The sequence below is a fragment of the Bradyrhizobium sp. A5 genome (assembly GCF_042076515.1).
Lineage (GTDB): Bacteria > Pseudomonadota > Alphaproteobacteria > Rhizobiales > Xanthobacteraceae > Bradyrhizobium > Bradyrhizobium cosmicum.
On sequence record NZ_CP148990.1, the window covers coordinates 3,344,404 to 3,356,580 of the forward strand.

The 12,177-nt window shown below is 64.4% G+C and carries 14 protein-coding genes and 1 riboswitch; of the genes, 11 read left to right on the forward strand and 3 right to left on the reverse strand.

The window, feature by feature from the left end; genetic code table 11:
- Positions 1-19 precede the first annotated feature (19 nt).
- From WHZ77_RS15975 to WHZ77_RS16005, 7 genes are all read left to right on the forward strand, one after another.
- Complete coding sequence (locus WHZ77_RS15975) at positions 20-1,756, forward strand: adenylate/guanylate cyclase domain-containing protein (RefSeq protein ID WP_375314484.1); 1,737 nt, start codon at positions 20-22, stop codon at positions 1,754-1,756.
- 112 nt (positions 1,757-1,868) lie between these two features.
- Positions 1,869-2,060, forward strand: coding sequence for a hypothetical protein (locus tag WHZ77_RS15980; RefSeq protein WP_375314485.1), 192 nt, complete (start codon positions 1,869-1,871; stop codon positions 2,058-2,060).
- Positions 2,061-2,275: 215 nt separating this feature from the next.
- The gene (locus WHZ77_RS15985) at positions 2,276-2,488 is read left to right on the forward strand and encodes a hypothetical protein (protein ID WP_375314486.1); all 213 of its coding nucleotides are present in this window, start codon (positions 2,276-2,278) and stop codon (positions 2,486-2,488) included.
- A gap of 102 nt (positions 2,489-2,590) precedes the next feature.
- Positions 2,591-2,869 (forward strand): hypothetical protein, encoded by a 279-nt coding sequence (locus WHZ77_RS15990; RefSeq protein ID WP_375314487.1) that lies wholly within the window; start codon positions 2,591-2,593, stop codon positions 2,867-2,869.
- A gap of 68 nt (positions 2,870-2,937) precedes the next feature.
- Entirely contained in the window at positions 2,938-3,159 is a 222-nt protein-coding gene (locus WHZ77_RS15995; protein WP_375314488.1) for a hypothetical protein, read from the forward strand.
- A gap of 75 nt (positions 3,160-3,234) precedes the next feature.
- A riboswitch (cobalamin riboswitch) is annotated at positions 3,235-3,450 on the forward strand.
- A 113-nt stretch (positions 3,451-3,563) separates the two neighbouring features.
- On the forward strand, positions 3,564-5,801 hold the full coding sequence (locus WHZ77_RS16000; protein WP_375314489.1) for a TonB-dependent receptor: 2,238 nt from the start codon (positions 3,564-3,566) through the stop codon (positions 5,799-5,801).
- Between the two features lie 62 nt (positions 5,802-5,863).
- Complete coding sequence (locus WHZ77_RS16005; protein WP_375314490.1) at positions 5,864-6,442, forward strand: hypothetical protein; 579 nt, start codon at positions 5,864-5,866, stop codon at positions 6,440-6,442.
- A 24-nt stretch (positions 6,443-6,466) separates the two neighbouring features.
- Here WHZ77_RS16005 and WHZ77_RS16010 read toward each other — a convergent pair whose 3' ends face one another.
- Entirely contained in the window at positions 6,467-6,688 is a 222-nt protein-coding gene (locus WHZ77_RS16010) for a hypothetical protein (protein ID WP_375314491.1), read from the reverse strand.
- The gene (locus WHZ77_RS16015) at positions 6,688-7,128 is read right to left on the reverse strand and encodes a hypothetical protein (RefSeq protein ID WP_375314492.1); all 441 of its coding nucleotides are present in this window, start codon (positions 7,126-7,128) and stop codon (positions 6,688-6,690) included. The genes WHZ77_RS16010 and WHZ77_RS16015 overlap by 1 nt, the downstream gene beginning before the upstream one ends.
- A gap of 85 nt (positions 7,129-7,213) precedes the next feature.
- On the opposite strand from WHZ77_RS16015, the gene WHZ77_RS16020 reads away from it, so the two are divergent.
- The 4 genes from WHZ77_RS16020 to WHZ77_RS16035 all read left to right on the forward strand — a co-directional run bounded on the left by WHZ77_RS16020 (position 7,214) and on the right by WHZ77_RS16035 (position 11,278).
- Complete coding sequence (locus WHZ77_RS16020) at positions 7,214-7,342, forward strand: MerR family DNA-binding transcriptional regulator (protein WP_375314735.1); 129 nt, start codon at positions 7,214-7,216, stop codon at positions 7,340-7,342.
- A gap of 44 nt (positions 7,343-7,386) precedes the next feature.
- Positions 7,387-7,611: a MerR family DNA-binding protein gene (locus WHZ77_RS16025; RefSeq protein WP_375314736.1), complete on the forward strand. Its 225-nt coding sequence runs from the start codon at positions 7,387-7,389 to the stop codon at positions 7,609-7,611.
- A gap of 1,134 nt (positions 7,612-8,745) precedes the next feature.
- Entirely contained in the window at positions 8,746-10,470 is a 1,725-nt protein-coding gene (ilvD, locus tag WHZ77_RS16030) for a dihydroxy-acid dehydratase (protein ID WP_375314493.1), read from the forward strand.
- Complete coding sequence (locus WHZ77_RS16035) at positions 10,457-11,278, forward strand: tetratricopeptide repeat protein (RefSeq protein WP_375314494.1); 822 nt, start codon at positions 10,457-10,459, stop codon at positions 11,276-11,278. Before ilvD ends, WHZ77_RS16035 begins: the two co-directional genes overlap by 14 nt.
- Positions 11,279-11,293: 15 nt before the next feature.
- On the opposite strand, the gene xth is transcribed toward WHZ77_RS16035, so the two are convergent.
- Complete coding sequence (gene xth, locus WHZ77_RS16040; RefSeq protein ID WP_375314495.1) at positions 11,294-12,091, reverse strand: exodeoxyribonuclease III; 798 nt, start codon at positions 12,089-12,091, stop codon at positions 11,294-11,296.
- Between the last annotated feature and the right edge of the window lie 86 nt (positions 12,092-12,177).

Here is a 12,177-nt window from a genome sequence, read left to right on the forward strand (position 1 = left end):
TCAGCGTTTGCCCCGCCTCATGCCGCTTTTCAACCAGTCGATCCGGCGCAAGATCGTCGGCATCGCCCTCGGATTGATCGTCCTGATGCTCGTCACCTCGATCCTGTCGATGGTGATGTCGAGCCAGGTCGGTGTCCTCCTCGACGAGCTGACCGACCGCTACATCCCGGCCTACGGGCATCTGGCGCGCGCCAACATCCGCTCGCTGGAGCGGTCGGTGGCGCTGCGGCGGATGATCATGATGAAGATGCAGGCCTCCTCGGAGGAGGAGGCCTATGCGGCGCGTCTGCGCGAGTTCGAGGAAGCGGACCGGAGGATCGACGAGGAGGCCGAAGCCGCGCGCAAGCTGATCAACGCCATCATCGATGACAGCAGGACGCCGTCCGACAATGCCGCTCTGGCGCGGATCGAGACCCGCATCGAAACCGCGCTCACCGAGCTGCGGCAGGCGATGAACGAGGACCACTCCCGGCTGCTGAAGCAGGTCGACGCCAAGGAGATGACCGAAGCGCGCGGTACGCTGGAGCGTCTCGACACCATACGCGACCAGTTCAACCAGAAGATCGACGCGATCCGTGCCGACATGCTCAGGCAAGTCTTCGCCAGCACATCGCAGGTGATCGGTCGCCAGCGGCAGGCGATCATCATTTCTGGTATCGTCACCATCCTCGCGGCGGTGGTCGGATTTGCCTTCGCACTGCTTGTCTCCAGCGGCATCACGCGGCCGGTACGACTCTTGCTCGCCGGCACCCGCGAGGTCGAGGCGGGCCGCTTCGACAAGACCATCACCGTCTCGACCAAGGACGAGATCGGCGAGCTCGCCGCCGCCTTCAACCGCATGATCGAGCAGCTGCGCCAGAACGAGCGCATCCGCGAGACCTTTGGCCGCTACATTGATCCCAAGGTGGCGCAGGGGCTGATCGACCGGCCGGAGGTCGACGTCGACGGCCAGCGTCGGGTCATGACCATCATGTTCTCCGACATGAGCGGCTTCACCGCGATGAGCGAGGGCATGACCCCGCGCGGCCTCGTCAAGGTGATGAATCATTATTTCACCGTGATGTCCGCTCCGATCCGGAGCAACCGCGGCGTCATCGACAAATATATCGGCGACGCCATCATGGCCTATTGGGGCCCGCCCTTCATCGAGGAGGGCGAGCCCGCGCTGCTCGCCTGCTTCGCCGCCATCGACATGGCCGACCAGGTGCCCGCTCTGCAGAAGCAATTGCCGGACCTGCTCGGCATCCGCGCCATGCCGGCCCCGTGCGACTTGAGGATCGGCATCGCCACCGGCGAGGTCCTGACCGGCAGCATCGGCTCCGAGCTGATGATGAGTTTTACGGTGATGGGCGACGCCGTGAACCTCGCCTCGCGCCTGGAAGCCGTCAACAAGACTTATGGCACGCGCATCCTGATTGCGCAGGCGACGGCGGATGCAATCGGCGCGGCTTGCGAGCTGCGCGAGATCGATCGCCTGACGGTCGCAGGCCAGAGCGTGCCGCAAGCCATTTTCGAAGTGATGAGCAAGGCGCACGGGCTGAGCGTCCCGCAGGAGAGCCTGCGCGCGCGCTATGCCGAAGGCCTCGCCGCCTATCGCGCCCGCCGCTTCGACGAGGCTCGCGCCGCGTTCAACGCGGCGCTCGAAGCCGTGCCCGGCGACGGCCCTTCGCGCACGCTGCTCGCCCGCATCGCGCAGTTCGAGACCGATCCGCCGGACCTGGCGTGGGACGGCGCCTGGCGAATGGAGCAGAAGTAGACGGCCGTCTCTGCGCCGACGAAAATTGATGCTACCCCATAACGATGTTCGCCGTGACCTATTTCCCGGGCTTAGGTTTGCTGTCCGTGAGGCGTTTGATGGGGATACGCCGATGACAGATCTTGAGGACAGGCTGGAACGGTTCGAGACGCTCACCGCCGAATGCGAGCTGATCACCAAGCTCGCCACCGACAGCACCAAGCGCGAGTTCTATCTGAAGCTGGCGGAGCAGTATCGCCAGCTGGCGCTCGATATGCGGCAGGCGATTGCGACCAAGACTGCTGCAACCAAGACTGCGGCTTGAGGTCGAGCTTAACGTAAGCCTCGGACATGCAAACCGCTGCATGATGCGTGGAACCATTACGGGGCCGCGCAGCTGAAAGCCGTTCTTAACGTTTGGCGCGCATTCTTGACGCGCGGAGACGCTTGCTGCGTTTGTCCGTTGTGGGAATGCCGCGGCTCGTTGCGATGCAACGCCCCTCGGGAATGTCGTTCAATCGTGCCTGATAGGGCAATCCCATGCGCCTCCTTGCGGTGATCATCCTCGCGCTGATGACAGCGGCCTGCAACCAGGAGCAGGACATCACCGGCTCGACCCCGGTCTGCGCGATGCGGACCTACAGCTCCTACAATCCCCGCGACATCAATCAATGCGTTGCGGCCTGCAAGGCGTGCGACCACGGCAACACCGTCACCTGCTCGACGTCCTGCACGCTCAAGGGTGCGCGCTGAGCCGCCTCGATTCCCCGGGGCAGGACTGACGGTGCCCCGGCACCGGAACGATTGCGTCGGATCATCATTAGAACAGGCAGGCAGGACACGGAGTCCAATGGAATGGGGATGCTCGATCCCGGTCGGTTTCTGGTGTCGTGCTCGCATTGCGAGGCCTGGCCGATGGCGGCCAATGTGAAACGCGCCAGCTGGTCGGCATCCCCGCACGAGGTCCGCTTCATGTGCCCGCGCTGCCGCCGCGAGGAGACCGCCATCATCTCCGCTTCCGGGCAGCTGATGCCGATCAAGCGCGCTGACATCCCGACGCACGACGTGGCCGTGGCCCAATCCCAAGGCCCAGCGGTCAAGAGGGCGAGCGTAGCGCGCCCGTTTAAGGGCTGATCCCGTTTTGGAACCCGGGCGACGCCCGGGCGTTTCTGCCTCGACATCAACGCATCGAGGCCGTGCGAATGATCAGCGAACATTTCGACACCCGCACACGGATCAACATGAAGCTGGCGCTGGACCGGGTCTGCCGCAATCGCCCCGCTGGCGAGGACCATGGCTTCCGCAGGTCGGTCGCCGAGAAGATCATCCGCTGCGCGCTGACGGGCCGTACCGGCATCGGTCAACTCGTCGATGCCGGCGAGCGGGCGATGGTGCGGACGCGCCTCGAAACCGAACCGGCCTGATTGCGCCAGCTCAATCTTCGGTGCGGGACTTCGGTGCTTACGCAATCGGCCAATTGACTCCCCGCTTGCCCGGCCCGTAGATTGCTACGTGACGGTTCTCCTCACGGAGATCAAAAGGGAACGTGGTGCGGGAATGTCCCAACTCCGGGATTGTCTCAATGCCATGGCTGCCCCCGCAACTGTAAGCGGTGAATCTCTCGTCATGTGCCACTGGGAATCTCGGTCCCGGGAAGGCGACGCAGAGGTAACGACCCGCGAGCCAGGAGACCTGCCGTCAGCCGTGGTCACACGCGAAGATGTCGGTCGGGGAGTACAGACATTGGCTTCATCGGAGCAATCCATCGCTCCGCGGTGAAACCTCGTTCGCTGTGACGTGCCACTGACGTCACACCGAGGTTACAACTGTGTCCCGTATTGTCTCTGCCGCCAGGCGCCTCAGCGCCGGCCTGTTCGCGACCACTTCCCTTTATTCGCTCGATCCATCGCTCGCCCGCGCGCAGCAAGCCGTCGCCGAGCAGTTGCCGCCGATCGAAGTTACCAGGCCCGACGATCCGAACCGCACGCGCGCCCGGGCCACTGGCGACGGCGACACGACGCGGCGCGCGCCCGCGAATGCCGCCCGGAGCGGAGCGCCGGCAGCCGGTTCCTCCGGTGCCGCCAGTGAGGCCGTCGCCGGCACCGGCGGCATTGTCGGGGCCGCCACGACCGTAATCACGGCGGCGGACATCGCGCATGCGCCGTCGCAGACGCTCGCCGAGATCATTGCGGTGCAAGTCCCGGGCGCCCAGATCACGACGCTCTACGGCGGCCCGGTCGCCGCGAAGACCGGCGTCGATTTGCGCGGCTTCGGCGCCTTTGCCACCGCCAACACGCTGGTGCTGGTCAACGGCCGGCGGCTGAACGACATCGACATGGCGCAGGTGGACCTCTCCACCATCCCGCTCAATTCGATCGAGCGCGTCGAGATCACGCGCGGCAATTCCGGCGCGGTGCTCTACGGCGACAATGCGGTCGGCGGCGTGATCAACATCGTCACCAGAAACGGCGTCGACGGACCGCCGGTGGCCGCGCGCATCGAGGCCGGCTTCGGCTCGTTCAACGCCAGGCTTGGCAATTTCTCGACGTCGCTCAATTCCGGGCCGTGGTCGACTTCGTTCTACGGCAATGCCGTCAGCACCGACGGCTACCGCGACAACAATCGCTATGTCCAGAAGAACGGCGTCGGCAATCTCAATTACACGACATCAGGCCTGACCGCTTTCCTGACCGTGACAGGCGACGATCAGGAACTGCGGTTGCCGGGCGGCCGCACCGTCGATCCCTCCATCGGCGTCGACGAACTCGCCAGCAACCGAAGGGGGACCAGCACCCCCTTCAACTACGCCAACCAGCAAGGCTTCAGCACCACCGCGGGCTTCACCAAGACCCTGGTCAACGGCGTCGATCTCATCGTCGATGGCGGCGTGCGCGACAAGAAGCAGCAGAGCGCGTTCTTTGCAAGCCCAGCGCCGGTGCCCGCGTTCTTCACGTCGACCTATGTCGACGCGGATCTGAGGACCTGGTCGATCACGCCGCGGCTCAGCGTGAAGAGCCTGCTGCTGGGATTGCCGTCGCAGCTGTTGACCGGCATCGACTATTACGATGCGAGCTTTCAGCAGAACCGCGGTGCCGGGCAGGGGCTCGCGTCCTGGCACAATTACGACCTCAGGCAGCAGACGGTTGCGGGCTATTTCCAGCACACACTGGGCGTGGCGCCGACCACCGAATTGTCCTTCGGCGCGCGGGTGCAGAACGTCAGCCTTTCGGCCCGCGACAAGTTCGATCCGGCAGCCCCGTTCAACGCCGACGTCGGCGCGCTCCCGCTCAGCAGCAATGAGACCCAATACGCGCTGCATCTCGGTGCCGAGCATCGCCTCAACGACACGGTCTCGTTGTTCGGCCGTGCCGCGCGCGCGTTCCGCACGCCCGACGTCGACGAGCGCGTGTCGTCAGGTCCGTCGTTCGACCCCTTCAGCTTTGCTGCGATCCCGCAGACGTTCCAGCTCAAGACCCAGACCTCGCAGGATGTCGAGGGCGGGCTGCGCATCAAGGCAGGCGGGCTGCAATTGCAGAGCAGTCTCTATCTGATGGACCTTAGCAACGAGATCCATTTCAACCCCATCCTGTTCTACAACACCAATCTCGATCCGACCCGCCGCTACGGCTCGGAGACTAGTCTGTCCTATCGCGTCAACGATGCCCTGCTGCTGCGTTCCGCCATGGCGGTCACGCGGGCCGTGTTCCGCGAAGGCGTATGGGCCGGCAACGACGTGCCGCTGGTGTCGCGCTACACCGCCAGTGCGGGTGTCACCTGGAACATCTGGCAGAACTATGTGGTGCTCGATGCCACCGCGCGGTTCTGGAGCGAGCGGCGCATGGACAACGACCAGGCCGGAACCCAGAAGCCGATTCCTGCCAACGGCACGATCGACCTCAAGCTCAGCGGACAGTACGAGCGCTATTTCTGGTCGCTGAGCGCCAACAATGTGCTGAACGCGCTCTACTACGACTATGCGATCGCAAGCACCTTCACTGACGGCCGCTTCAGCGCGTATCCGCTGCCCGGCCGCACTTACCTGCTCAAGGCCGGCGCCACGTTCTGACCTCGGGTGGGGCTGTCATATTCCATCAAATGTACTAGAGTTCAAACAGAAGGAGATCATCCATGGTTCTCGACATCCTGCCGTCTCACGGCGACCGTCTGCGGCTTCATCCGGTTGCGCCGCGCCTTGCGCCGATGTTCGGCTTTGTGCTGCTGACACTGTCATGCGCGCTGGCAAGCTTCGCGTTCGCCTGTGCCACGCCGTTCGCGGCTTTCGCCGTCGTCGCCGCGGCGATGCTGCCGCTGCGTCCGGCGCTGCTCGTCGTCACCGGCGCCTGGCTCGTGAACCAGAGCATCGGCTTTGGCGTGCTGCACTATCCCATCGATGGCAGCACCATCGCCTGGGGCCTTGTCATCGGCGCGGCTGCGCTTCTCGCGACCACGGCTGCGTCGAGCATCCTCCGCATGCTGCCGCAGGGCCGCACGCCGCTGATGCTGGCGCTCGCGCTGGTCGCCGCCTATGCGGTCTATGAGCTTGCGCTGCTTGCCGCGACGCCGTTCCTCGGCGGCGAGGGCGCCTTCACCACCGCCATCGTGACGCGCATTGGCCTGACCAGCGCCGTCTGGCTCGCCGGCCTCGTCGCCGTCTGCGAGATCGTCCGCCTGGTCGATCCGTTCGGCCGTGCGATGCGGAACGCGTAAGGCGCCTCCGTGGTTCAAGTCCGGTCATTGCGATGACCGGACCTTGACCCACCGCCGCAAGGCGACGGTCGTCCAGACCGTCTCGACAAACCCGAACGGCCAGGCACCCTGGAGAAAGCCGTAAATCCCGCTCAGCGCGCACGCCGCCGCGAAGGCCAGCACATAGTGCGGCCCGCGCGGCTCGAGCGCGTAGAACAGCAGCATCGCGCTGACCGACAGCAGCCCGAAGATCGCCAGGGCGTCCATCAGCTAGCCGGCGGCTTCGGCTTCTTGGCGACCCCGAGGGCGTGGAAGACGGCGGGCTCCATCACGGGCCACAGCGCCGCCGTTGCTGTCAGCACGGTGGCGGCGCACATCGCCGCCAGCACCGACGTTCGAATTTTCAGGCCCGTCGTCCGCGCCCGCCACACGATCCAGCCCCAGGCGCAGAGCACCACGGCAATCGACAGCTTCGTCATCAGCCCGTGCGCGTGGTCGAGCACCGCGATCAGGCTTCCTGCACTCGCGAGTACGACGGCAGGCAATGTGAAGGGCAGCACACAGCACGCCGTGCAGGCCGCGGCGACCATTGCGGTTGCGACGGCGGTGCCCGCGGCCTTGCCGCCGCCTTGCTCGGTCCTGGCCGCGCAGCCGCATCCTGGCGAGGTTTCGGACGGAATGTTGCAGGACGGTCCAATAACGCTCATGTGATTCTCCTCATGCTTGTGCGTCGTGGACCGGATCGCTACGCCCTCAAGCCACTTGAGGTTCAAGCGAAAAGTGAGAGCTTCCATGAGAATTGGCGTCCTCGCCAGCACGGCCGGCGTTTCGGTCCCCGCCATCCGCTATTACGAAAGCATCGGTCTTATGGCGCCGCCGGCGCGGCAAGGTGGCCAGCGCATCTATGCGGTGACGATCTGAAAGCGCTCAATCTGATCCGGCACTGCCGCGAGCTGGATTTTTCGATCGACGAGACGCGCGAACTGCTCGCGTCGGTTCAGAAGCGATTGCCCTGTAGCGAAACGAAGACCTTCGCGGAGACGCATCTCGGATTGATCAGGCGGAAGATCGCAGAGTTGCGTGCGCTGGAGGCGACGGTGGCGTCGCTGGTGAGTGGCTGCGAGACGACATGCTGCAACGGTGCGGCGCCCGATTGTGTGATCCTGCGGCCGGAGCCCAATGCCGCGTGACGCAGGGCAGGGTAGCCTGAACATGGCCCGTTACCCGCCGGGCAAAACACCTGAATTGCCGTCAATCCCTTCCGTCGAAAATATTCCACTTTACCGAAATTCGGAATTGTCGTATATGCCGCTCATCCCGGCTCATCCTTGTCACGATATGCGAGCCGGGCCTGCGGTGGACGCGGCAGCGTCGTGCGCGAGAGGCGTGGGCAGGGCGGGTAGTCCCTGTGAACCCGAGGCTTCGTGCGGACGAGCGGCGCTGAGCGCGTACGGCAAAACCGTGTGGTCCTGGCCGTCGTTGCTACGGTCAAGCCTTTGCGGAGATGTGCGCGAGCCCAACCGGGTGGACGGCATCGTCAATTCGCGGGGCGAGGGAGGCCAGAAGGAAAGTTCGGCTCCCGGGAGAGCGCGGCATAAGCCGTCCGACCATCGCGCAGGGAAGGCCGAGTGATCGGCGACACCTGTATGCTGCTGTGCGGTTTCTCTGCGTGTGCTTTTCGCGCAGCGGACCGCGGGTGCCCGCCGGCACCCGGTCTTCCCTGCGCCCTCTTGGATTGGAGGGTCGAGAGAAGAAGCAAAGCTCGGGCGAATTCAGCCGCGAGAACGCGAAGGCGTGTCTGCAACCACACACTCGCTGTCATCGTCCGGCTCGACCGGACGAACCAGTATTCCGAGACAGTTGGCCGCAGCGTACTGGATTCCCCGCCGGAGCCTGTCATCGGCTCGCCGAAGGCGAGACCCGGTGGCGGCGAATGACATTGGTATTTGGCGACGCAGCCATGCCAATGGCTGTCGATGCCGACTCACTTGCCTGCGCTCAATCCCCGAACCAAACTCGAGTGCATTATTCTCGTCATAAAATCGAAAGTTGCGTCTCGTCATTCCCGCGAGGTATCAAAGTAAGCAATCCGTGTCCTTCGGGCCACGATTGTGCTGTCCGCGCAACAGTTCCGGACGATTTAACCGTCATCGCAGTCCGTTCGTATCAACGCCGCTTTTTGGCCACACCCGAGCATGAATAAAATCGCTCTAATGTTTAGGGCTGCGGTGCCCGTGACAGGCGAAGGGAAATCCCAAGGTCGATTCAAATCTTGGGTCTGATTTTCCAGGTCTGACAAGGGTTAGCCAAGGAAACTGGTCGCGATGGACGCGAAGACCAACATCAAGCAGAGGCTGCCGAGCCGTCACGTAACGGAAGGCCCTACGCGCGCGCCCCATAGGTCCTACTTCTACGCCATGGGTCTGACCACCGAGCAGATCCACCAGCCTTTCGTCGGGGTCGCCTCGTGCTGGAACGAGGCTGCTCCATGCAACATCTCCCTGATGCGCCAGGCGCAGGCGGTGAAGAAGGGCGTGGCATCGGCTGGCGGCACGCCACGTGAATTCTGCACCATCACCGTCACCGACGGCATCGCCATGGGCCACGACGGCATGCGCTCCTCGCTGCCGTCGCGCGAATGCATCGCCGATTCCGTCGAGCTGACCGTTCGCGGTCATGCCTACGACGCGCTGGTGGGCCTTGCCGGCTGCGACAAGTCGCTGCCGGGCATGATGATGGCCATGGTCCGCCTCAACGTGCCCTCGATCTTCATCTATGGCGGCTCGATCTTGCCCGGCAATTTCCGCGGGCAGCAGGTTACCGTGCAGGATATGTTCGAAGCGGTCGGCAAGCACTCGGTCGGCGCGATGTCGGACGAGGACCTCGACGAGATCGAGCGCGTGGCCTGCCCCTCGGCGGGCGCCTGCGGCGCGCAGTTCACCGCCAACACCATGGCGACCGTCTCGGAAGCCATTGGCTTGGCGCTGCCTTACTCGGCCGGCGCCCCGGCCCCTTATGAAATCCGCGACGCCTTCTGCATGACCGCGGGCGAGAAGGTGATGGACCTGATCGCCCAGAACATCCGGCCGCGCGACATCGTGACCCTCAAGGCGCTGGAGAATGCGGCCGCCGTTGTCGCCGCCTCTGGTGGCTCGACCAATGCTGCACTGCACTTGCCGGCGATCGCGCATGAGTGCGGCATCAAGTTCGACCTGTTCGACGTCGCCGAAATCTTCAAAAAGACACCTTATGTCGCGGATTTGAAGCCGGGTGGCCGTTATGTCGCCAAAGACATGTTTGAAGTAGGTGGCATACCGCTTCTGATGAAGACGCTGCTCGACAACGGATTTCTCCACGGTGACTGCATTACGGTCACCGGTCGAACGATCGCCGAAAACCTCAAAAGCGTGAAATGGAATCCGCACCAGGACGTGGTGCACCCGGCGGACAAGCCCATCACCGTTACTGGCGGTGTGGTCGGTCTGAAGGGCAATCTGGCGCCAGAAGGTGCGATCGTGAAAGTCGCGGGAATGTCCAACCTCAAGTTTACCGGTCCGGCCAGGTGCTTCGACCGCGAGGAGGATGCTTTCGAGGCGGTCCAGAAGCGCACCTACAAGGAAGGCGAAGTCATCGTGATCCGCTACGAGGGGCCCAAGGGCGGCCCCGGCATGCGGGAAATGCTCCAGACCACCGCGGCGCTGACCGGCCAGGGCATGGGCGGCAAGATCGCGCTCATCACCGACGGTCGCTTCTCCGGCGCCACCCGCGGCTTCTGCATCGGCCATGTCGGGCCGGAAGCGGCCATCGGGGGCCCGATCGGGCTGCTCGAGGATGGTGACATCATCGAGATCGACGCCGTCGCCGGTACCCTTAACGTAAAATTGAGCGACCAGGAGCTTGCCCAGCGCAAGACCAAATGGAGCGCTCGCGCGACTAACCATACGACGGGCGCGCTCTGGAAATATGCTCAGCAGGTTGGACCAGCGGTCGGTGGGGCAGTGACCCATCCGGGCGGCGCGCACGAGAAACAGTGTTATGCGGACATCTAGGCGTGCCATTGTTGCGTTTGTGTTGGGGGCCAGTGCGCTGGCCGCGCCGGCGTTCGCCTTTGACGGCTCGCCGGCCAACAACAAGGACGCCACCATCCCGGTCGTGACCACGTTGCCGGGCGCCGCGGGGACCGTCCGCAGCAAGGTTCCGGCACCGACCCAGGAAACCTCGCTCAGCGCTCTGCAATATGCCGCTGAGGGCGGACATCCGATCGCGCAGTGGAAGCTTGGCCGCATGTACGCCAATGGCGACGGCGTGGTTCAGGACGACGTGCGTGCCTTCGAATATTTCAGCCGGATCGCCAACGCGCATGCCGAGGACAGCCCGTCCGCGCCGCAGGCGCAGATCGTGGCCAATGCCTTCGTCGCGCTCGGCCGCTACTATCTCAGCGGCATCCCGAACTCGAAGATCAAGCCGGACCAGGACCGGGCGCGGGAGATGTTCTCCTACGCGGCCTCCTATTTCGGCAACGCGGACGCCCAGTACGATCTCGCCCGGCTGTACCTGAAGACGCCGGACGCCTCGCGCGAGGATTTCCGCTATGGCGCGCGCTGGCTCGGCCTCGCCGCCCAGAAGGGCCAGCACGAGGCCCAGGCGCTGCTCGGCCAGATGCTGTTCAACGGCGACCGCCTGCCGCGGCAGGCGGCGCGCGGCCTGATGTGGCTGACGCTGGCGCGTGACAGCGCCGGTGCCGAGGAGGCCTGGATCAAGGAAAGCTACAGCCGCGCCCTTGCCAAGGCGTCCGACGACGACCGCGCCATGTGCCTGCAAATGCTGGAACAGTGGGTGCAGGGCCGCCGCGACTGATCCGCTGAGGCGGCCTTACGCCGCCTCGAGATCCAGATCCGCCCACACCGGAACGTGGTCCGACGGCTTCTCCCAGGCCCGCACATAGCTGTCGATCCCGACATTGGCGAGCTTGTCGCTGGCCTGCGGCGACAGCAGCAGATGGTCGATGCGCAGGCCATGGTTCTTCTGCCAGGCGCCGGCCTGGTAATCCCAGAAGGTGTAGAGCCCGGGCTCGTCGGTGACAGCCCGCAGGGCATCGGTCAGGCCGAGGCCGAGCAGGGACTGAAAACTCTCCCGCGTCTCCGGCTTGAACAGGGCGTCCTCGGTCCAGGCGGCTGGGTTGTGGACGTCGCGGGCGTGCGGGATGACGTTGAAGTCGCCGGCGAGGATCAACGGCTCCTCGGTCTTGAGTCGCTCCCTCGAATACTCAAGAAGCCGCGACATCCATTTGAGCTTGTAGGGATATTTCTCGGTCCCGACCGGGTTGCCGTTGGGCAGATAGAGGCAGGCGATGCGCAGCACGCCGCGCTTCAGCGTCACCACGCCCTCGAGGAAGCGGGCATGGGCATCCTCGTCGTCGCCGGCCAGCCCCGACTTGGTCTCGTCGAACGGGAGCTTGGAGAGCAGGGCGACGCCGTTGAACGTCTTCTGCCCGTGCGTGACCACGTTGTAGCCGAGCGCCTCGATCTCCAGCCGCGGGAAGGCCTCGTCAACGCATTTGATCTCCTGGAGGCAGACGATGTCCGGCTGGCACTCCTTCAGCCAGGTCAGGAGGAGATCGATCCGCTGCCGGACCGAATTCACGTTCCAGGTGGCAACTCTGATGGGCATTTGGACGGCTCCGGACAGGGGCCATGGTTAGAACAAACTGCAAACGCGCCCGTCAAGGACGCCGCAAAATCTCCCACAAAATTAAC